Origin of the sequence: Vibrio penaeicida, from assembly GCF_019977755.1 — a bacterium.
GTDB lineage: Bacteria > Pseudomonadota > Gammaproteobacteria > Enterobacterales > Vibrionaceae > Vibrio > Vibrio penaeicida.
On the sequence record NZ_AP025145.1, the window covers coordinates 1,244,962 to 1,266,139 of the forward strand.

Sequence of the window (21,178 nt, forward strand, 5' to 3'; positions counted from 1 at the left end):
GCGCGAATCTCTTTGGCAGAAGAGTTTCACGTTTTTCGGACACAAAAAAACCGGAGCGTTGGCAGACGCTCCGGTTTTCAGCATTATAGGCACTTAAAGATTCCTGACAAGACTAATAATTGTAATTTTTTTGTGTTACCTTACCGAAGAAATCATACCCAAAACCCTACCTTTTTGCGTTTTATCCTATTCATTTCTCTGGTTTTTACCTCTTCAACGATACTACAACCTCTTTAATAACAACCAGTTAACGCTCATTAATTTTGGGGTTTATTTTTCTTTCAATCAACTGTATCAATAGCACTTATACTAATAACTAACTCTATTATTGAGGAGTACAGTCATGCTAAAGATCGCATTTTTCAGCTCTAAGTCTTACGACGAGCGAAGTTTTAATCACGAAAACGAGCATTATTCGTATGCTTTTGAGTTTCATGACTTCCGATTGACTGAGCAAACTGCTCGCTTGGCCTCTGGCTGCGAAGTGGTTTGCGCATTCGTGAATGACGATTTGTCTCAACCAGTACTACAACAGCTTGCTGATATCGGAGTTAAGGTTGTTGCTATGAGATGTGCTGGATTTGATCGCGTGGATCTCCATGCAGCTCAAGAATTAAACATCAAGATAGTGCGCGTTCCAGCTTATTCACCGGAATCTATTGCCGAGCACGCTGTAGGGTTAATGCTTTGCCTTAACCGAAAGTATCATAAAGCATACCAACGCACGCGCGATGCTAACTTCAACCTTGAAGGCTTGGTCGGCTTTAACTTTCACGGTAAAACCGCAGGTATTGTGGGCTCGGGTAAAATTGGTTTGGCGACCATGCGAATATTAAAAGGGTTAGGAATGGAAATTTTATGTTTCGATCCATACCAAAATCCTCAAGCTATCGATTTGGGCGTTAAGTATTGTGCACTAGAGGACGTCTATAAACACGCGGATGTCGTTAGCTTGCACTGCCCTTCGACTCCAGAAAACAAAAACATGTTGAACGCTGCTGCATTTGCCCAAATGAAAGATGGTGTCATGATTATTAACACCAGTCGTGGGGACTTGCTCGATTCTGCTGCCGCTATTGAGGCACTTAAGTCAGGTAAGATAGGGGCACTCGGTTTAGATGTTTACGACAATGAGAAGGAATTATTCTTCCAAGATAAATCAAGCGATGTGATTGTAGACGATGTGTTTAGAAGGTTGTCCGCTTGTCACAATGTGATCTTTACTGGGCATCAAGCGTTCTTAACAGAAGACGCCCTAAGTAGTATCGCTTCGGTAACACTACAAAACATTACGGACGTAATAAAAAATGGCGGCAGCATAAATGAAGTTGCTTCATAAGTGACTTAATAGCCCACTAAATCTTTACACCTAGGTACGTTAAACCTAAGCGCGTAAAATCTAAGTGCTTTACACAGAAGCGTAAGCCTTAGGATTGCCGCATAAAAGAAAGCCCGATAGTCATGATCTATCGGGCTTTCTCTTTAATGGCTATGTTACATGCTGACATCGGCTACCGAGTATTTTCTGTTTCGCCTGCTATAACTGCTTCTGCTGTGGCGTCTTGAATCGACAAAAACATCGATTTAACCTGCCCTGTTGGTGTTCGCATCGGGTTAAGAGTGACGTTTTGATACATAAACTCTGCCTGCTGCGTGATTGGGCGAACATTACGGCAACGGAACAAATACGGACGTTGACGCCAAGTGATAAAGCTGCGGCAACCCATATTGAATACAGGCTTTGCTTTAAGAACAAACCATTCTCTTGGGATTTCAGGGAACACCTCAAACAAAGACTTACCAATAGCTTCGTGCGCTTGTTTTCCACTGTGGTGGGTCATAAAGCCATTCCAAACCTGAATATTGTATTCACTATCCAGTACTACTAACCCCATTTCTGCGTTTTGTACTATATCCACCATCCAGTGGAACTGTTCGAATTCTGCAGGTAGATTCAGCATTACAGATCATCCTCCATTAAGTAAGCTAATTTGTTATCCAACAAAGGAAGAGATTCATCTACAAACATAAACAACAAGTCACAATTAATGTTCGTGCCGTCTATGTTGTAGCTTACTTCGAAGGTCATGGTTTTGGTGAACGATCCAGACGTGGACTGAATAATTGAATCGATTGGGATGTGTTGCCCCAATAAAACAGGAGAACTTTGGAAGAAGCGCACTTCGGACTGCTCGCCTAATCCGTTTAAGAACGAACCGACCAAAATGTTGGACACGTCCATTAACAACTCAAGTTCTTCATGCTCATTATCCGCTGGTAATTGCATGAGTTTGTTGATGTCGGTAACTGAAGAATCGCTAAGAAGTACAAGTGCCTCCCCTGCGATCCCTTCACCACTGAACCCTTGGCAAACCCCCGAAACTTGGTCATTGTCAGCCAAATCGCGTAGTGCCATGTGCAACTCACTGACTTCAAAAATATTTACATTAGGTAATGGTAAGTGCACAAACACATCGAAATGGCGAGCAAGCGCATCAGCCGCTCGACCAATCGCAACGTTGGCCACTTCCATGTATATGTCGCGCCTTTTAAGAACAGGGAGCTCAACCGCTGAGGGCATGTAAGTTTGTGGTTTTGTGGCTGGCTCAATAAGCGATTTTAGTGTTTCTTTTAAATCATCTTTGTTAATCGGTTTTTGCAAAAACGCTTTTGCCCCTAAGGACATCACTTTTTCTTTTGCTTTAGGCTGGATATCCCCCGATACCACCACCACTTTAATGTCTATTCCGCGTTTCCCAATCTCTTCAAGCGTACCGTATCCATCCAGTTCTGGCATGGTAAGGTCGAGAAACATCAATTTGAATTCACGCGTTTGAAGTTGTTCTAATGCATCGAGTCCATGAACAGCAAAAGTTATATCTGCCCCAAGCGAAGCAGGAAGTGAACGTGCCATCTGTTTACGGGCTAATGCGGAGTCGTCACAGATAAGAATAGGAAATGACATTGATTCACCATAGGTCGCGTATGAAATACATACTTAAAATAATTGCTTATACCCAAACCATAGTACTTTTTTCACTAAATTTTTACTTGGGCATCTTTAAACAGAATGGTGAACTTTAACACATCTAAAGAGAAAATCAGCGCAAGATTCCCACCACTTCTATATACAATATAGGATATAAATAAGCTAAGGAACGGCATATTGTGTAACCGATTAATTATTAATCATATTTTACCAATATGGCGGTTTTATCACGCTTAGTCTTAGGGTTACGATATCAGTTCATTTTGTTGCAAATGCAAAAAGGCCTTCCGTTTAGGAAGGCCTTTCATTAATTCTTTTGTTTGGCAACGTTTCGAGCGTTACCAATATTGCAATCTAAGCTTTTGCAGTGGTGAGTTTCTTAGGAACTTCTATAACGCTTTGGCGATAACTGAACCACAAATAGGTAATAACAATGGAGAAGTAAAGATAGGTTAATGAAAACACTAAAGGAGAAGTCATTAAGCCTTCGTTTACACCAATCATTACGCCAGAAACAGTAATGGTGAGCTTAGAAAGCATGCCGCAAAGTAGAAGTACCACTGCTAATGCCGGGAAGCGAGTACTACGGAAACAGAACCAGTAGCAGCTACCAACAGCCAACGCTGAAACAGCAAGCCCTAGCATGAAAGAATGAAAGTGATCCGCAGAAGCAACACCCGCAGATACAGAAGCCAGCAATATTAAAATCAGTTTCATATATTCACCATTACCTAAATTAAGGGAATGTGTCCTTTCATTATCGAAATCTTAGTTTTCAGCGTCATTTTGCGCATTTATCGCTCAATTTCAAGTAAAAAAATGTTACATAACGTTGATTTTTTTCTTACATAAACACGCATTTACAAATGGTTAACACCAGAAACATTTACTTACACTCGCAAAGCCTGATTTTTCAATTGAAATGCAGTTTAATAAAAATATATTCACATAAAATTAACATTCTAAATTCTCATCACTAAAGCAATGGAAATTCTGTTTTCGAGAGCTCGATCATCACATCCCCCCCTTAGTTGTGAGTTACCATTTAATTTTCACAACCATTAGAGTCTTACTTTGTTCGATAGTACTTATGGCGTTGTCATTCAGCGCAACTTCAAAGCGCTCTACGTCGATTTAGCTTTTGCCAATATCTACGGGTTTAGCACGGTAGATGAGATCTATAGATTAAGCAGCCTGCTCGATCTCATCGCGCCTAGTGATCACGAAGAAGCCATCGATACCTATCGAATGATTTTGACTGATCAGCAACGGCCAAGAATGCACTCCTCTGTTAATATCGATAGAAATGGTAGAGAGTTCTCAGTGCTGGCAATTGATCATGTTATCGAATGGGAGGGGAAACCTGCTTTGCAAGTGACCGTCATTGATATGTCAACTCAGGAAGAAGCGTTGATACAGCTTCGTGAGAATGAAAGGCGCTACCGTGAATTGGTAGAAGGTTCACTTCAAGGCATACTTGTTCACCGCGATTTTGATCCTCTATTGGTCAATCAAACCTACGTGAAAATGCTGGGTTATTCTGACGTTGAATCTTTTATGCAGACAGCTTCCGTTCTCGATCATATACCGGTCAATTATCAAGAGGTCGCTCTGTCTCGATATCAAATGTTGCTCGATGGAGAAAAAACCAGCCAAAACGTCACCGTCAGAAACACACGACTAGATGGGTCCACCGCTTATTTTAAGCTCTCCGAGCGCTTAATTGATTGGGATGGTCAGCCCGCCGTACAAGTTTCTGTGCTGGATGTTACAGAGCAACTCTTTATGGAAGAAAAGCTCACCTATCAGGCGAATCACGACTCCCTCACAGGGCTTCATAATCGTCGGTTCATGACAACGACTTTAGAAAATCGCCACTACCTCGACCAATCGATGAGCTGTATTTTGATTGACCTGGACGACTTTAAATCGGTCAACGATAAGTATGGGCATTCCGGTGGAGACAAAACGCTCAAGGCGTTTGCTGCCGTATTAAACGAGGTGTTGGGCGACCAAGCATTTAGCGCACGATGGGGAGGGGAAGAATTCATTGTATGCATGAGTGACTATAAATACGAGCAAGCACTTTGCTACGCTCAGGCAATACGATCTAAGGTAAACAAATGGGGCTTTAAAGAAGCCACAACAGCTTCATTTGGCGTCGCTTGTTCTAGTGACGAAGACTCCAATTACAACACGATGATCCAACGAGCAGACCGTGCATTGTATGAAGCGAAAAAACTTGGAAAAAATTGCATCGTCACCACAGACAAAGACTTTTACAGCTAATTCAACCTTTCATTAACATCATTCCAACACTGTCAATACCTACCCCTAACTAATGAAACTCTGATCCCGAAATTATTCCGAATTTATGTTGAAAAAGGGATTCCAATCACATCGGGATTGTTTATAATCCGCGCGCACCTCTTGTGTCTTTTTTTGATAAAGACAAAAAATATTTTAGAACCTAACAAACCCTCACGGGTGGATTGAGATAAGAAATGAAAAAAATCGATAGAGCGATGCGAATTCTACTGGCTGGATTCTGTATCAACCTTTGCCTAGGTATTCTGTACGCCTGGAGTGTTTTTAACAAAGCATTAGTAAGTGACTTTGGTTGGAGCGCTTCCGACGCATCGCAGCCCTACGCAATCGCCACGATTACTTTTTCTATCTGTCTTCTTGTTGCTGGCGTACTTCAGGACCGTATGGGTCCTCGAAACATTCTTATTTTGGGCACAACGCTCACCGGTCTTGGCATGATAGGTTCAAGCTTTGCGGATTCCGTTCTTCTAAGAAAGGTTTAGTGAATGGCTTAATTGCTGCCGGATTTGGTTTAGCAGCGGTTTACCTAGCCCCAGTTACATCAGCACTTATTTCTTCTTACGGAATTAACTCAAGCTTTATGATCTTGGGTATTGGTGTATTGATCATTGCTGTTCCGCTGGCTTGTACCATCAACAACCCACCAGCAGGTTACACACCAGAAGCACCAAAAGTGAAAGCAGGTAAAGCGCCTGTTGTCACCAAAACGCCAACCGACATCACTTGGCGTAACATGCTAAAAACGCCTCAGTTCTACTCCTTATGGATTATGTACGCGTTCGCCGCATCAGCTGGTTTGATGATCATCGGTAACATCACAAACATTGCTAGCGTTCAAGCAAACCTACCTAACGCGGTTTATCTAGCGTCTATTCTTGCCGTGTTCAACTCAGGCGGTCGTGTTGCAGCTGGTATACTTTCAGACAAAATAGGTGGCGTGCGCACGCTTCTTTTGGCGTTCGTTCTTCAGGGCATTAACATGGTTCTGTTTGCAACCTTCACTTCAGAATTCACACTGATCATCGGAACAGCTATCGCTGCGGTTGGCTACGGTACTTTGCTTGCTGTATTCCCATCTATTACCGCGGAATACTATGGTCTTAAGAACTACGGTACTAACTATGGTGTTCTTTATACATCTTGGGGTATCGGTGGTGCAATTGGTGCTGCGGTTGTTGGCTACTCAATGGCGAATGGCACTGGATTTGGGTTGGCTTACACCATCTCAGCAGTCATGATGGGCGTTTGTGTTGTACTTGCACTGGTTACTAAGCCAATCACTGAAGAGAAAGCGGAGTCACTTAAAGCTTCTGCTTAAATCTTATTGAACATCTTCTCTAAAAGAGCTTACCCTCAGGGGCAGGCTCTTTTTGTTTATATGTATTTTAATGCGCCCTACTCCCGAACTCGCACCAGACTATTACCACAAAAACTTTCAGCTTCTTCTCGACCACGCGCTTGGCATCTATGGCGACCTTTTATTGGAAGAAGAATTACTCTGGATCGATCGATTCCAATCACTGAGTGTGTCGTCTCAGTGCTTGCTCATAAGAATGCTATCGCGTAAAGGTGAGTGGTTTCGAAGCGATAAGCTCGTTTACGAAGAAATAGAAGATATTCAAACGAGCTTAATTGAACTCGAACAGCAAAGACTTATTCTGTTACCCGCTTCCCTTAGTGCAAAAACGCTTGCGCATGAACTACTCACGAAACCTGAAATCGTCGCTCTTTTCCCTTCGGCTGGTAAATCGCTTCCGAAAGCAACCATCATAGCCACATTATCAGAAGAAGAAATAAACACGGGGCAACTTCAATTTTCATGTATTCAATTGCTCCACGCTAAATTGATGCCGATTTTTACAGCGCTGTTTTTCACCAATACCCAGCAGGATTTCACTCAATTTGTATTGTCCGATCTTGGTCTTAATCAATTCGAAAGCTACAAACTTAGCCGTGAGCTTCGCTACTTTAACCACCGCGATGAGCTGGATTTATTACTCCAAATCAGTGAACTCAACAATCAATATTATGAACAACGAAAACCGACGTTAGAACAAGTAAATCATTGGTTAGGCGAGCTCCCACCAGCCTGCACCCACAATGACATCAACAACAAGAGATCTCACTTAGTTAATAAGCTGGCACGCGATTTAGAGCGCTTCGAACAATACGATTCTGCTGTAGATTGGTTCAGCGAAAACACCCTCCCCCCTAGCCGGGAGAGACGAGCTCGCATATGGGAGAAGCAAGATAGAAACGAACAAGCATTACAACTTGTGAGAGAGATGATTGACTCTCCCTATGATGTCGATGAAAAGGAAGTAGCTCAACGAATTGAACGCAAGCTACTTAGGAAATTGGGGCAAAAAGCCAAGCAACAAAAGAAACCGAATATTGAAGAAACATTCATCGAGTTGGATTTGTCTCAAAATAGGGTTGAGATCGCCTCTCAGCAGCATTTTAGCCATGAGGGCTGGGATGTGTTTTATCTCGAAAACGGCTTTTTAAATGGGTTGTTTGGCTTAGCGTTTTGGGATTGTATTTTTGCGTCTGTGCAAGGTGCGTTCAACCATGCTTATCAATATCGACCATTAGATCTTTATCGTCCCGAGTTTTCACAAATTAGAGAAATTGAATTAGACCAAGCTTTTAAAGAATTTTTGAACTGTGGCTACGAAACCCTAGAAAAACGTTATATAGAAAAGCAAGGAAAAGCTAACCCCTACGTGATTTGGGAATTGTTTACACCAGAACATATCCAACTTGCAGAACGCGCATTGCCTAAAGAAAAATTAGCCGACTTATTTAAAGTGATGCTGTCTGACATGCGGAACTTCCGTGCAGGACAACCCGACTTGGTCGCATTTAAAGGTGCTCAGTTTAAGTTTATTGAAGTAAAGGGACCTGGAGATAAACTGCAGCAAAACCAAATCCGCTGGTTACAGGTATTTCAGAAGATAGGAATAAACGCAGAAGTTTGCTACGTCAATTTCCCCAGAAAAAATTCAAAATAATTTGTCATTTTTTACAAGTTTATAAGTCGCTGGTTATTGGTCACATTTTATACACTGCCATCTGTAAGTTATTGGTTTGTACCTTTCTCAATTTTGGTCTAAGGCGAGATCTGATGATCTAACTTGAATTCGTTGTCTATAATCCGATTGAGAATCACCCTTTTGTTCGGGTTATTCGCTCTGAGAATCATTCCAAAGTGGGGGGATTTAACATGGGTATTCAAGACAAAATTGAAGACTTGGAACAACAGATTTTCATCGCGTGTTCTGAAGGAAATTTCGACCAAATGTACTTGCTAGAAAATGAACTGGAACAGCTAAGAGGTCGAATTGCTTTTGGAATGGAGGAAGATCCCTATGCGTTAAGCGGCTCGTTCTTAACCGACGACTAGGGTAAATTACCCCGTACGCATTATCCAAACGATTCAAACAAATGGCGATAATAGCCATTTATCAAAAACCCCGGTCAGCAAGCTCCGGGGTTTTTGATGCGTATCGTATTTGTTGCCCTTACGCCTTTTAAAAGCCTTATAGGTCTAGTGCTTTCAATGCCGCCAAAGACTTTGAAAGAATCGACTCCAGTTTACCGCGCGTGGCTTCAAATCGTTCAATCGGTTGATCGGATATTTCAATTTGTTCGAGTTCTTTTCGCAGTGCTACAAGCCCCATGCTGGATGCTGAACCTTTTAACTTGTGAGCGATGGACGCTACTTTTTCTTGTTCGCTTTCTTGTACTGCATTTAGGATATTCGCCCACTCTGCGGAAGATGAATGCGCAAATACAGTAATGAACTCCTGCACTTTTTGCTTTCCTAGTACTTTGACATCTTGCTTCAATACTTTTTCATCAATCAAGTCTGGGATATCTTCGCATGGTTCATCTATAACGCGATCTTGATTGCTAACGGCTATACCTTCATCTTGTTTGTTAAGGCTCTCCTCAGCATCAATAGAAGGGCTCACAGTAGACTTTGGCAGACTGTCGAAAGGTTCTTCGCCGTCGAGCATTTTGGCTAACGTAATAGCAAGCAATTCTCTTTCTATTGGTTTTGGGATAAAAGCATCAAAACCGGCCGCTAGATATTCTGTCACTTCTTCATCAAACACATGCGCAGACACCGCTACCATTGGCGTCAGTTCACCACCGATACTCGCAGACTTTTCCCGTTCGATCTTTCTAAGCCGGTCTAGTAAATCGACGCCATTACAATCTGGTAAATTGATATCCAACATAACAATATCAAAAGCTTCAAGCTGTATTCTTTGCTCTGCTTCCAAACCAGTCATCACGGTAACAACGTTGTGCCCTAGGTGTTGCAAAAACCCTTCTGCAACCACACAGTTAACTGGATTATCTTCAACCAAAAGCACGTTTGCTTGTCTGGTATTCAAAGAAATAGATGCCTCTTTCACTTCGCATTCTTCACTGCCAATTTCAAGGGGCAGACGAAACCAAAACCGGCTACCTTCGTCCAATTCAGAATGCAGGCCAATTTCCCCGCCCATGGCTTCTACCAGTTTCTTGCTAATGGCTAAGCCTAATCCCGTTCCACCTACCTGATTTTCCCCTCCAGACGCTTGGGTGAACGCATCGAATAAAGTATCTAGCGATGATTGTTCAATCCCGATACCGGTATCGGAGATTTCAAAATAGATCTGTTCCGGATATTGTTTGTCTCGACCAACGTAAATATCGATTTCACCTTCTTGGGTAAACTTAACGGCATTCCCCACCAAATTGGTCAAAACTTGGCATATCCTTATCGAATCGCCAATAAAATAACGTCCAATGTCCATTTGTACTTCTTGGTAGACCTGCAACCCTTTTTCCGTTGCTCGGCTTGATAACATTTGAGTGACGTCACCAACCAAACTGACCAAGTCAAAGTTTCTTGGCACCACTTTTAAATGCCCAGCTTCAATTTTTGAGTAATCCAACACATCATTAATGATGTTTAACAAACTCGTACCACTTCGATCAATGATATCTGTATATTGATGCTGTTCTTCGGTAAGTGGTGTTTCTTTAAGAAGATTGGCCGTGCCAAGTACACCGTTCAAAGGGGTTCTTATTTCATGGCTGATGGTGGCTAGAAACGCCGATTTCGCTCGATTCGCTCGTTCAGCTTCATTTCTCGCTTTGGCATGATTGAGTACTTCAAGGTTGAGTTTTTGGTTGGTGTTCTTTAACTCTACAGTGCGATGGTCGACGATTTCTTCAAGATGCTCTTTATGTCGTTCCAATTCCTGTTTGGCTTGCGCTTCTCCCTCCGCAACGACTTTGAGCGTTTGGGCGGTATCACGAGCCACCAGTATTGCCCGTCCCATATCTGCCAACTCATCCTGCCCGTGTACTTTCATATCTATATCGAGACGCCCTTCAGCAACAGAAAATAAAGCAGAAGAGTACTGGTTCAAGCGCACAACCACAGATTGATAAACCACTTTCCAAATAATGATGCCCACGATCGAAAGCCCCAAAATGGAAAGCAAAATCAAAGTCCACTGAGCCATAGTGAGCGTTTGAGATACATTAGCAATGGCAATTGAAGAACTCTTATTGGAAGAGTCAACCAATTGGTTAACAATATTGTTTAACTGGGCAAATAACTCATGAGTCTTAGCGTTCAAACCGTTCGCTAATTCTTCATTTTGGTGTCTTTGCATAAGCAGTTCAAAGATCTGATTACTGGCTTGTAATTCATCAATTAGAGCGCTCATTTTCACGGAGCGAGTTGGATCTTCTACCGATCGAACCCGACGTTCCATGATAGTAAGGTTTGAATCGAACTGGGTTTTCAGCTCTTGGATACGTGGGAATACCGTGACACTTTTTACTTCTTCAATCTGGGTGAGCAAGCGATAAGCCAGCAAATGAAGCTCGTGAAGCCTTTCCGTCAGATCCATATCCACTTCAACTAAGGTATCCAACGCTTTATAAGCCAATTCGGAATCGTTGTTTTCCAATAGGTCGTAAACATGAGCAACATTGGCAACAGCCACAGTGCTTGAATTCAATACCTGTGTACGAGCTAGACCTTCAAGTTCATCGGCTTTCAAGCGCATTAATTCCACTGAATGACCAATCTCTCGGGTGAGCTTTAGGCGTTTTTCAACGGAAAGCCCCAGTTCCGCGAGGTTATCTATGATGCTTTGAACGTTAAACTCTAAGCGGTCAAGCAAGGTATTATCGAAAGAATCTGAGCCAAGTAACTTGATATGAGAGAGGAGCTGATTAAGCTCAGAGAACAACATTTGACCATATCGCTTCACTTCCTCTGAATTCTCGGAATTAGAGAGCAGCTGTGCGGAATAAACGATACGCGAGCTTAATTCCGACACCTGACGCGCCTCTAGCATCGCTGGGATCGCATCATTAGTTACCTGCCGCTCCGTTTTGGCGACAAGCGAAAATCCGGCAATTCCGATGACAGATGCCATAACCATCAGCGATGCGATCGCGATGAAGGAGTATAGGAGCTTACTGCCTATACTCGAAGGGGATAACAACATAGTTGCCTCAAGCGAAAAAATAGAATTCAACGGTAAACATTGTGTTTATATTCAAGCTACCGCAAGATGCGGTATTCAGTTATATTTTGCCGTGATTATCCAGTAGATACTAACCATCATGCTTAGAACACTCACATATTTTTCATCGTCAGTGCCTGTACGCGCTATACACTACTCTATCTTGGTCTCTGGAAGTTTGATCTTATCTGCTTTTCCTGTTTTGGCTATGGAAAAAATCGTGACTGCGGAAAAAGCTGTATCTGTAGAGAAAACTTTGTCTGTGGAAAATATTGCGGCTCCGGAAAAAATCTGCGCAATTTACCCTCACCTAAAAGATTCGTACTGGCTTTCCGTTAACTATGGCATGGTTGAAGAAGCGAAGAAACAACAAGTCGAATTAAAGGTTCTGGAGTCTGGCGGCTACCCTAATATCGCGCGCCAAACACAACAAATTCAAGAGTGCCGCTCTTGGGGCGCTCAAGCAATCATATTGGGCACTGTGTCACCAAGCGCATACCAAAACAATCTTAACCTTCTGGCTCAAGGTATTCCTGTATTTCAAACCGTAAACCAACTCAAAACGAATGCTGAAACAAAAAACATTGTACATGGATACGTTGGCGTGGATTGGTACAACATGGGTTACGAGACCGGTCAATACTTAGAAGGTTTACACCCTAAAGGCAGCGGGAATGTTCGCATCGCTTGGCTGCCTGGTCCTAAGCAAAGAGGTGGAACAAAACCCGTTGAGCAAGGTTTTCTTGATGCAATTAAAGACAGCGATGTTAAGGTTGCGGTATCGATGTGGGAAGACAACGACAAAGAGTTACAGCGTAACTTGGTGCAGCATGTTTTAGAAAAAAATGACGTTGAATACATCGTTGGCAGTGCTGTAGCAATTGAAGCGGCAATCAGTGAAGTGCGCATTGCCAAGCGTAAAGACGTTAAGTTGGTTGCGACGTATTTGAGCCACGGAATTTATCGCGGCTTAAGACGAGGTAGAGTCGAATTTGCCCCTACTGACAAGATGGTTTTACAAGGAAAAACATCCATCTTGCAAGCAACGCGCTTTCTTCGAGGTCAGCCCTACGATTCAGTATACGCCCCTAAAATTACACCGCTTACCGCAGGGGATATACCTAAAAAAATTGTTGTAGATTCGTTATCTCCTGCTGAATATCGTCCTGTTTATATGTGGTCACCAACTCCTGATTCCAATTAGAGACATGCTCGCGCGAGTTTGCAGAATTGCTCCCCGTTTGTTGTGTTTTGTCATAAAACGTTGGCACAATAGCAAAGCGAATCATTCATGGAGTTAAGAATGCAAAAAACAATAAGAAAAATGCCCGCTCATAAAAACATTGCTCTGGTTGCGCATGATAATCACAAACCAGAATTGCTGCGCTGGGTAACAGAGAACAAAGAAAAGCTTCAAGGACACTTTCTTTATGCTACCGGGACCACAGGCCACATGCTCAGTAAAGAGACAGGCTTGGCTATTAAAAGTTTGATAAGTGGACCAATGGGCGGGGATCAACAATTAGGTGCGTTAATATCAGAAGGGAAAATTGACCTAATGGTATTCTTTTGGGACCCACTCAATGCCGTACCACATGATCCTGATGTAAAGGCGCTTCTGCGCATTGCAAGTGTTTGGAATATTCCTGTGGCAACAAACCGAGCGACAGCTAACTTTCTATTTGCTTCCACTTTACTCAATGAAGAAGTAGATATAGAAATCCCCGACTACGATGCGTATCTAGCAAAACGAACCTAACTCAGTCTAGATGGTGGTTTAGATAACAGCACAAGTTAGTGCGCTTATATCCAGCTGTAAGCTTGACCGTCAATATAGTAAAAACGCCGAATGATCGTCATTCGGCGTTTTTCCTTTATATACCCAAGTGACCTCAAGGTGCAGGATTCAGAGCCTCATATTCTGCTTCAATTCAAGGAAAAGAACGCAATGGAATGACGAGTCCTTTTCAAGTTCTTAAACGATGAAGCGAGGCAGAATATGGGCTCCCAAGGGCGAGTTTAACTGGCTTTCATACTTCGTTATCGATTCTTGATTTAGAACCACTAGATCTTCAAATCGATGCCTTGCCTGAAAGCCAGTTAACTCTCGCTGAACCTAGCATCTTGAGGTTACTTGGGTATAAGGATATTTCTGATATCTGGAAAAAATGCTATTTCCGTTTAAATACCAGTGAAGCGTTAACTGAAACTGTAGGTGAAATAGCAATCGCTCCTACGGTTTCAGACAGCGCTTCTAAGTTTGCTTCAGGTACGCCAAAGCTTGCTGCACTAACAATAACAGGCTTGACCGAGCTAACGACAATGTACTGAGGCGTGTTAATCACCAAAAGAGACAACGTCACTTTTTTATCCATTCCGTAGAAATTTAACGTAGCATCAATATTCTTGATAGTAGGTTCAGTAAGGCTTGATACTTCCGCGAGGTCGACCTTACCTTTCAGTGTCGCTTTAGGGTATCTACCCGTATCGAAAAAAAGTTCACTCAACCTCTGATTACGAATAGGAACAATCGTGTCTACAGATGCCAATTCGATCTCTAAAGTGAACTTGCCACTCGCATCGATTCTGCCATCAATTTCCGTGAATTTAGCAGGCTCAACGATGTACTGCTTCTTGATGGTCGCAAAGTTTACCGATGAAACATTCGAATCTAACAAGTAATGATGGTGCGCTGAATGCGCTGGTGATAGCAATAGAATGGGTAAAGAGAATAAGGTTGATATTGCTAATAGTAGTCGGGCTGACTTTTTCATACTCAATTCCTTTCGAGATTCTTAACGCCCTTCTTCTTTCGAAAGCAATTTACACTCAGTGCTTTTTGAACAATCTATAAAGAAAAGGCTGTGATTTTGTAAGACGAACAGCGCTTACGCATTGTTCGTACTAGTAAATCACAGCCGAATGTCTCATAGATAATAAATTTAATGCATATCATAGGGTATACAGATCTTTTGCTATTCACCCCATATGGCTAATTCATTACCGCTAGGCTCCTTAAATTGAAATCGGCGTCCACCCGGGAACTCAAAAATAGGTCGTGTTATTTCGGCGCCTTGAGATTTAACGATGTCGAATGAGGTTTCAAGATCATTGCTATACAAAACAAGAAGCGGCGCTCCGTCGTTTGCAGCGCTCACTACATCCGATTGAAAGAATCCCCCCATCAAACCCTTAGCGGTAAAAGCGGTGTACTCTTCCCCATAATCGGTAAACTCCCACTGAAATGCTTCCTCAAAAAACAACTTAGTTTCTTTTAGATTGTTCGCAGCAAATTCAATGTAATTGATTGAGTGATGTTCAAAATCAGTAGGCGACGACATGTTTGCTTCTCCAATTAAAGTCGAGCTGATCTGCGGTTTTCAAGGCAAGTTCCATTTTTGAAAGCCGGGACACAAGTTGTAAACTCATGTCTATACCCGCCGTCATTCCCGCAGAAGTAATGATTTCCCCATCCTCTACCCAACGAACGTCTTTAACAAGTTTCACATCTGGAAATTGCTGTGCGAGATCATCTAAATGCTGTTTATGCACCGTTACACGCCTGTCGGTTAGCAATTTCGCTTGAGCGAGTAAAAATACCCCATTACACACAGAGGAAACTATTTTGACTTTCGTTGATTGCTCCTGAAGCCAACGGATCACTCGGCCGTTTTTCATCTCATGGGAGTACACGCCTCCTGAAACAATCAATACATCTAATTCTGGATGGTTATGGATGGAGCGATGTGGAACCACTTGATAGCCATGCCTTGCGGTAATGGTATCGCCGGATTCACTGATCAGATAAGGGAGGAACTGCGCGTCGAAGTTTGCTGCGAATTTATTAGCCGTCGCAAACACTTCGTAAGGACCGGTAAAGTCGATGGGTTCTGCGTATTCATAGATAAAAATCCCGATATTCATGGTTACCCTAGCCTATTTATTTTTTGATAACGGGGTAACCTCCTTCTCTCAATTCTTCCACAAATACAGAAGGTTGAGCGCCGTACATTACCCACGCTTTAGATTTTGCCCGAGTTAAAGCAACGTAAAACAAACGACGCTCCTCAGCATGGGCATAAGTATCTTGGGTTTGAATAAGTGCACTATCGAGATGGTGTTGTCGTTCCATTGCTGGGAACTGACCTTCATCAACACTCAAAATAAAGACAAAATCCGCTTCCTGACCTTTACTTGCATGGCATGTCATAAACTTTATGTCCAAGTTAGAGCAAGATTTTTGCCAATCTTTTAATTGCTCTGGACAGTGGTAATGGTTACGCCCTAGCAGTAATACCTCTTTTTTTGAGGTCTGTTTTTTGTCTAGTTCCAGAAGGGATTTTTCAAGTATAGCCATATGCAACAAAGTAATAGACTTTTGTTTCACCGTCTTGTGGCTTGTCACATTTTTATGCAATTGAGATGGGTTTTGTTGTATGAACTTATTAGCGACTTCCCCTAGCATATTGTTAAAGCGGTATGTGGTATCCAAGTAATGGATAGAAGCACCAGGGAATCGAGAATCGAAGTCTGTTGTTAGGCTCACATCAGCACCAGCAAACCGATATATAGCCTGCCAATCGTCTCCTACAGCGTATAGAGAAGCCTGCTGCTTAGTTTTTGGTTGGTGGCAAATCGCCTCCAACAACTCAAGCCGAGCCGGTGAAATATCTTGATATTCATCGACCATAACATAGCGCCACTGAGGTCGATACTTGCCGCTCGCAACGTATTTGGTTGCCTTAGTGATCATGGTGTGAAAATCGATCTGGGTGTTGTCTTTCAGCATTTGACTCCACGCCTGATAACATGGCCAAACAAGCTGCAATTCACTGTTTAAACGAGAATAGTCTTCATGATCGATAATACGCTGCTGTATTTGCTTTTTACCGATGTTCATTGCGCACAACTGTTCTAGCTGTTTTTGTAACCACGCGATGAGTTTAGGGTTCTCGGACTGGGATCCTAGCTCTTCATCCCCTTTTAAATAGGCAATTGGCCATTGAGAAAGATGTTTTTGCCAGCGCTTAAATTGATTTTGCGTTGCCCAATGTTGTTTTAGCCATTGAACACACCAAGCTTGCTTCATGCTATCGTTGGTTGCCAATGGCGTAATTTCTATCGACTCATTTTCAACATGACGAATGATTTCTAACCCTAATTGATGAAATGTTTTTACCGTAATGGCATGCCCATCACTGCCTAGTTTGCTTTCTAAACGCTGACGCATTTCGTCTGCCGCATCACGCCCAAACGCCACCATAAGCAATTCTTCTGGTTTGGCTTGATGGCTTTGAAGCAAATAAGATACGCGAGCCGTGAGGACACTTGTTTTACCCGTTCCCGCTCCTGCCAGTATTAGGTTATGGTCATTGTTCATCAAAACAGCTTGTTGCTGAGAAAGGTTTAGTGGGCTCGATTCGCACTGTGCAAACAAGACTTGCCAATATTCACGCTCTTTCTCTAGCCAGTCTAAATTTCGTGATTTCTGATTCTCAAACCCATTTCCTAACCAGTCTGATACCTCGACCATGGCTTTGGGCATTCGCTGCTCGGCTTCTTCTAAACTCATATTCAACAGAGAAAAGTCGTTAACGACGCTGTCCGTCCAGCTTTGAAGCTGGGAGGTTTGTAGGTAAGAAGGTTGATTTCTAATTAGGGTAAGCGCTTCGCGCCATGCGGGCAGTTTTTCGTTTAGGCTCTGACATTGGTGAAAATGCCAGTCAGAATATTCTTTCTGAGCATATTGAATAAAAGCATTGCAGTCCGCCCAAGGTAAACCTTGCACCAACCAAGCTTGTTGAGTGCTGTTTTTTTCATGCGCATGAAAAACTAAACTGCCCCAGACTAAACCACGCTTCAATGTAATCGAGCCATCCCATACCGAAAAGGGAATATGCTCTTCACTTTGCGCGGAGTTCAAAACCAGTTTGTCGTCTTCGACACTGACTTCATTGTATTCCGTCTGAATTAAAAACTTGGCAGATCGTGATGCCGCTAACTGCATTGAGTGAACCCTGATTCGGTATTATTTCGTCTATGGGGAATCTTAAATCACACCGGGTTGTAGAACAACGCTAAGTCTAAGCTCATCGGCTATTAATTCACCATACACACTTTTTCTTGGTGCTAAGTCATATCCTTGATACTGTCGTTAGTTACACTAGTGCGTGTTACTCTTTGACAAAAAAGAAATTATAAACTGTGCCTCTATTGACTATTTTTCGCCACTACTGGTCTAATAAAACCATTAATTACAGCGTTCGCATCACTATTGCCCTTATTGGGGTTGTTATCCCTTGCTGGTTTTACGAACAAAACACGGCCATTGTCCCGCTAATCTTAGGCATAATTGCCGCTGCTCTAGCAGAAACTGACGACAGCTTTTGGGGAAGAATGCGTGCGCTTATTCTCACCTTTGTCTGTTTTGCCATCGCAGCGTTTTCCATTGAGCTTCTGTTTGATCTTCCCATTTTTTTCGCCATTGGATTATTCGCGTCAACCTTTACTTTTATCATGCTAGGAGCGATAGGTCCCCGCTACGCCAGTATTGCCTTTGGCTCTCTATTGATCGCGATATATACCATGCTAGGCGCTCACGAGAGCCCCAATATATGGTTTCAACCCGTTATGCTTTTAGCGGGTTCGGCTTGGTATTACTTTATTTCCATGATTTGGCAGATATTTTGGCCAATGCAGCCCGTGCAACAAAGTTTAGGCAATGTATTTGAAGAACTGGCCAATTATTTGGATGCCAAAAGTGAGCTATTCCACCCTGTAACCAATTTGGCACCTCAACCTCACCGAATTCGTGAAGCCAGCTTAAACGCCGCAACGGTTACCTCTCTGAACCAGTGCAAAGCAACATTGCTGTCTCGTTCTAAGCGTGGGCATATAGACGGGCCAAGCGACCGTTTTCTCAACATTTATTTCCTTGCGCAAGACATTCATGAGCGAGTCAGTTCTACTCACTACCGTTATCAAGACCTAGCGGAGCAGTTCAAACACAGCGACGTGCTCTTTCGCTTTAAACACCTGCTCCAAACACAAGCAAACGCCTGTCGACAGATATCCAAATCTCTGCACTTAGGTAATCAATACGATCACGACGACAAAAACGCTGAAGCCTTAAATGAACTTAACGATTCAATTTTGTTTTTGCAGGAACAAAAAAGAACAGATTGGTCCCTATCTCTTAGCCAGTTAAGTTATCTATTCAGAAATTTATCTACAGTTGAAAAGCAACTTAGTAATGTCAGCAACCCCGACGTTAAGCAAAACGCAGAGGACGATGTACTAGACGATACCACCGCACATACCCCAAAGGCGATGTGGTTACGAATTAAAAGCAACATGACACCTAGCTCCATTCTGTTCCGTCACGCGGTTAGAATGTCGATTGCTTTAACTGCTGGATATGGTTTGATTCAAGCTTTCGACATAGATAAAGGGTATTGGATCTTACTCACCACCCTTTTTGTATGCCAGCCAAACTACAGTGCAACTAGGCAAAAACTGACGGCGCGAGTTATCGGTACAATTGCAGGTTTGCTGGTCGGTGTTCCGCTGCTCACGTTTTTTCCTTCCCTAGAGAGCCAGCTCGTCTTTATCGTCCTTTCCGGTATTCTGTTTTTTGCCTTTCGTATTAATAACTACGGTTTTGCCACCGCCTTTATAACCCTATTAGTATTATTCTGTTTCAACCAATTAGGCGAAGGGTTTGCCGTTGTGCTACCTCGTTTAACAGATACGTTAATCGGGTGCGCCTTGGCGGTACTGGCCGTCGCATTTATCTTGCCGGATTGGCACTCGAAACGATTGCACAAAGTGATGGCAGAATCGGTTATCGCCAACCAAAGCTATCTCGCTCAAATTATTGGTCAGTATAGAGTTGGGAAAAAAGACACATTGGCATACCGCATTTCGCGACGTGATGCTCACAATAAAGATGCGAGCCTGAGTTCTTCAATCAGCAATATGCTGGTTGAACCTGGTAAATATCGGTCTGCCGTCGACGAGAGCTTTCGCTTCCTTACCTTGAATCACGCATTACTCAGCTATATATCTGCTTTGGGTGCCCACCGAACGCGTTTACAAGATGAGACTATCCACCAGCTTGTTTTGGATTCGCACAGAGCCATTCACAAGCACCTTGAGATCCTTCATAAACAGCTGAATGACCAATGTGAAGAATGCGATACGTCTGTTATCGAAGAGACAGATATTGAAAAGCGGTTAAGTGAATGGCGAGATGAAGATGAAAGCTCGGCTCGATTGGTCTTGCAACAACTTCATTTGATCTATCGAATGCTACCTGAGCTTCATTCGTTAGCGGCGAAATTTGCGGTAAGAGTTCCGAATAGCGCTCAATAGCTGTGCCCTCGTTGCGTGCTCTGATGCTCATCCGAATACGATCTTTTCCTTCTCCTATTGGTCATCCCCTTTCTGCATTGTCACTTCCTACAAATGTGTTTATGGGTAAAGATCACATATCTTTTATTATTTACTCATTTTCTGACAAAAATTGAACAAACGACGATTTCGATGCTCTTAATGTAGGTCGCGTTAGTATTTAGCGCACAAAGTTTCGCTATCGGTGCAATTGAGACATTGACTATCATTAAGGTTGGAAAAAGAAAAATGCCACAGCATCAGTATGAACAATTGAGGAGTAAGGTTCTGGAGTTGACTCCTGCTCAATTGAAAGACTTACAAACGGAAATAGAAGGGAAGCTAGACAAAAACGGGACCCAAATTGAGCTTACTCCTGAAGAAATCGAGGCGATTTGTCACCTTTTTAAAGAGTAATTACCCCATAAAGTTGAACTTTTACTGGCTAAAGTTTAACCTTTAAGTAGATTCTGAGGTAACGATCAATGCCAGTCTCATCGATACATTCCGGTCATGTCATTCTCCAGCAGTCGAGAACCATGGCAAAGCAAGCAACAGAGGAGCTCAATGAAGAAGCTCGTCTTGAAAAAGCTCGCACGGAAAAAATGGCAGAAGATGAGCGAATACAAGAAGTTCAGCCCGACGAAGAAATTAGAGCTTCAGAGCGCGCAGAAGAAATTCAAGAAACCGATGCCGCGCGAGAAACCGAAGCCGACTACCAAGAATCATTCAACCGCCTACCTAGCGCCGAAGAAGAGCGCGACACCAGACAAGAAGAAATCACCAATGAAAGCAGAGACGAGTCTGATTACGTCGAAGCTGCCGCCAAACTCAATCAAGCCAAAAGCTACAACAGTGTTGGAGCAAGTGTTGTTTCTCGCTCCAACGACATGATTGGCTCTATGTTAGATATCTCGGTTTAAAC

General features: G+C 42.8%; 17 protein-coding genes and 1 pseudogene. 10 read left to right on the forward strand and 8 right to left on the reverse strand.

Features of this window, described 5'->3' with window-relative positions; translation table 11 throughout:
* Positions 1–343: 343 nt before the first annotated feature.
* The gene (locus tag LDO37_RS23835) at positions 344–1,339 is read left to right on the forward strand and encodes a 2-hydroxyacid dehydrogenase (RefSeq protein WP_126606463.1); all 996 of its coding nucleotides are present in this window, start codon (positions 344–346) and stop codon (positions 1,337–1,339) included.
* 172 nt (positions 1,340–1,511) lie between these two features.
* Here the strand turns inward: LDO37_RS23835 and LDO37_RS23840 are convergent, their stop codons facing one another.
* The 3 genes from LDO37_RS23840 to LDO37_RS23850 all read right to left on the reverse strand — a co-directional run bounded on the left by LDO37_RS23840 (position 1,512) and on the right by LDO37_RS23850 (position 3,706).
* Positions 1,512–1,961: a PAS domain-containing protein gene (locus LDO37_RS23840; RefSeq protein WP_101112955.1), complete on the reverse strand. Its 450-nt coding sequence runs from the start codon at positions 1,959–1,961 to the stop codon at positions 1,512–1,514.
* Entirely contained in the window at positions 1,961–2,965 is a 1,005-nt protein-coding gene (locus LDO37_RS23845) for a response regulator (protein ID WP_126606462.1), read from the reverse strand. Before LDO37_RS23845 ends, LDO37_RS23840 begins: the two co-directional genes overlap by 1 nt.
* Positions 2,966–3,343: 378 nt before the next feature.
* Complete coding sequence (locus LDO37_RS23850; RefSeq protein ID WP_126607955.1) at positions 3,344–3,706, reverse strand: NADH:ubiquinone oxidoreductase; 363 nt, start codon at positions 3,704–3,706, stop codon at positions 3,344–3,346.
* 357 nt (positions 3,707–4,063) lie between these two features.
* Between LDO37_RS23850 and LDO37_RS23855 the strand changes: the two genes are divergently transcribed.
* The 4 genes and pseudogenes from LDO37_RS23855 (at position 4,064) to LDO37_RS23870 (ending at position 8,723) form a co-directional block, all read left to right on the forward strand.
* The gene (locus LDO37_RS23855) at positions 4,064–5,278 is read left to right on the forward strand and encodes a sensor domain-containing diguanylate cyclase (protein ID WP_126609528.1); all 1,215 of its coding nucleotides are present in this window, start codon (positions 4,064–4,066) and stop codon (positions 5,276–5,278) included.
* 215 nt (positions 5,279–5,493) lie between these two features.
* Positions 5,494–6,635: pseudogene (locus tag LDO37_RS23860) on the forward strand (OFA family MFS transporter).
* 70 nt (positions 6,636–6,705) lie between these two features.
* Complete coding sequence (locus LDO37_RS23865) at positions 6,706–8,331, forward strand: VRR-NUC domain-containing protein (RefSeq protein ID WP_224055465.1); 1,626 nt, start codon at positions 6,706–6,708, stop codon at positions 8,329–8,331.
* A gap of 212 nt (positions 8,332–8,543) precedes the next feature.
* Entirely contained in the window at positions 8,544–8,723 is a 180-nt protein-coding gene (locus LDO37_RS23870; RefSeq protein ID WP_101112949.1) for a hypothetical protein, read from the forward strand.
* A gap of 136 nt (positions 8,724–8,859) precedes the next feature.
* Here LDO37_RS23870 and torS read toward each other — a convergent pair whose 3' ends face one another.
* Complete coding sequence (torS, locus tag LDO37_RS23875; RefSeq protein ID WP_126606483.1) at positions 8,860–11,844, reverse strand: TMAO reductase system sensor histidine kinase/response regulator TorS; 2,985 nt, start codon at positions 11,842–11,844, stop codon at positions 8,860–8,862.
* Positions 11,845–11,995: 151 nt separating this feature from the next.
* Between torS and torT the strand changes: the two genes are divergently transcribed.
* Both torT and LDO37_RS23885 read left to right on the forward strand, forming a co-directional pair.
* Positions 11,996–13,066 carry a TMAO reductase system periplasmic protein TorT gene (torT, locus tag LDO37_RS23880; RefSeq protein WP_399482026.1) on the forward strand — a complete coding sequence of 357 codons (1,071 nt, stop codon included), beginning with the start codon at positions 11,996–11,998 and terminating at the stop codon, positions 13,064–13,066.
* A gap of 99 nt (positions 13,067–13,165) precedes the next feature.
* Positions 13,166–13,621, forward strand: coding sequence for a methylglyoxal synthase (locus tag LDO37_RS23885; RefSeq protein WP_126606482.1), 456 nt, complete (start codon positions 13,166–13,168; stop codon positions 13,619–13,621).
* A 412-nt stretch (positions 13,622–14,033) separates the two neighbouring features.
* On the opposite strand, the gene LDO37_RS23890 is transcribed toward LDO37_RS23885, so the two are convergent.
* The 4 genes from LDO37_RS23890 to helD all read right to left on the reverse strand — a co-directional run bounded on the left by LDO37_RS23890 (position 14,034) and on the right by helD (position 17,869).
* Entirely contained in the window at positions 14,034–14,636 is a 603-nt protein-coding gene (locus LDO37_RS23890) for a YceI family protein (protein ID WP_126608238.1), read from the reverse strand.
* A gap of 201 nt (positions 14,637–14,837) precedes the next feature.
* Entirely contained in the window at positions 14,838–15,203 is a 366-nt protein-coding gene (locus tag LDO37_RS23895; RefSeq protein ID WP_126608239.1) for a VOC family protein, read from the reverse strand.
* Positions 15,187–15,786, reverse strand: coding sequence for a DJ-1/PfpI family protein (locus LDO37_RS23900; RefSeq protein WP_126608240.1), 600 nt, complete (start codon positions 15,784–15,786; stop codon positions 15,187–15,189). Before LDO37_RS23900 ends, LDO37_RS23895 begins: the two co-directional genes overlap by 17 nt.
* Positions 15,787–15,802: 16 nt before the next feature.
* Positions 15,803–17,869, reverse strand: a complete 2,067-nt coding sequence (gene helD, locus LDO37_RS23905; protein WP_126608241.1) for a DNA helicase IV — start codon at positions 17,867–17,869, stop codon at positions 15,803–15,805.
* Between the two features lie 197 nt (positions 17,870–18,066).
* Between helD and yccS the strand changes: the two genes are divergently transcribed.
* The 3 genes from yccS to LDO37_RS23920 all read left to right on the forward strand — a co-directional run bounded on the left by yccS (position 18,067) and on the right by LDO37_RS23920 (position 21,176).
* Complete coding sequence (gene yccS, locus LDO37_RS23910) at positions 18,067–20,235, forward strand: YccS family putative transporter (RefSeq protein WP_126608242.1); 2,169 nt, start codon at positions 18,067–18,069, stop codon at positions 20,233–20,235.
* 267 nt (positions 20,236–20,502) lie between these two features.
* Complete coding sequence (locus tag LDO37_RS23915; protein WP_180958450.1) at positions 20,503–20,670, forward strand: hypothetical protein; 168 nt, start codon at positions 20,503–20,505, stop codon at positions 20,668–20,670.
* A gap of 68 nt (positions 20,671–20,738) precedes the next feature.
* Positions 20,739–21,176, forward strand: coding sequence for a hypothetical protein (locus LDO37_RS23920; RefSeq protein WP_126606937.1), 438 nt, complete (start codon positions 20,739–20,741; stop codon positions 21,174–21,176).
* Positions 21,177–21,178: the final 2 nt, after the last annotated feature.

Excerpts from the sequence above, each read along its gene's own strand:
- LDO37_RS23900 (WP_126608240.1), bottom strand. The coding sequence starts at position 15,786 with ATGAATATCGGGATTTTTATCTATGAATACGCAGAACCCATCGACTTT.
- LDO37_RS23865 (WP_224055465.1), top strand. The coding sequence starts at position 6,706 with ATGCGCCCTACTCCCGAACTCGCACCAGACTATTACCACAAAAACTTT.
- LDO37_RS23890 (WP_126608238.1), bottom strand. The coding sequence starts at position 14,636 with ATGAAAAAGTCAGCCCGACTACTATTAGCAATATCAACCTTATTCTCT.
- LDO37_RS23885 (WP_126606482.1), top strand. The coding sequence starts at position 13,166 with ATGCAAAAAACAATAAGAAAAATGCCCGCTCATAAAAACATTGCTCTG.
- LDO37_RS23920 (WP_126606937.1), top strand. The coding sequence starts at position 20,739 with ATGCCAGTCTCATCGATACATTCCGGTCATGTCATTCTCCAGCAGTCG.
- LDO37_RS23850 (WP_126607955.1), bottom strand. The coding sequence starts at position 3,706 with ATGAAACTGATTTTAATATTGCTGGCTTCTGTATCTGCGGGTGTTGCT.
- LDO37_RS23895 (WP_126608239.1), bottom strand. The coding sequence starts at position 15,203 with ATGTCGTCGCCTACTGATTTTGAACATCACTCAATCAATTACATTGAA.
- LDO37_RS23845 (WP_126606462.1), bottom strand. The coding sequence starts at position 2,965 with ATGTCATTTCCTATTCTTATCTGTGACGACTCCGCATTAGCCCGTAAA.
- LDO37_RS23915 (WP_180958450.1), top strand. The coding sequence starts at position 20,503 with ATGCCACAGCATCAGTATGAACAATTGAGGAGTAAGGTTCTGGAGTTG.
- helD (WP_126608241.1), bottom strand. The coding sequence starts at position 17,869 with ATGCAGTTAGCGGCATCACGATCTGCCAAGTTTTTAATTCAGACGGAA.
- LDO37_RS23835 (WP_126606463.1), top strand. The coding sequence starts at position 344 with ATGCTAAAGATCGCATTTTTCAGCTCTAAGTCTTACGACGAGCGAAGT.
- LDO37_RS23840 (WP_101112955.1), bottom strand. The coding sequence starts at position 1,961 with ATGCTGAATCTACCTGCAGAATTCGAACAGTTCCACTGGATGGTGGAT.
- torS (WP_126606483.1), bottom strand. The coding sequence starts at position 11,844 with ATGTTGTTATCCCCTTCGAGTATAGGCAGTAAGCTCCTATACTCCTTC.
- LDO37_RS23870 (WP_101112949.1), top strand. The coding sequence starts at position 8,544 with ATGGGTATTCAAGACAAAATTGAAGACTTGGAACAACAGATTTTCATC.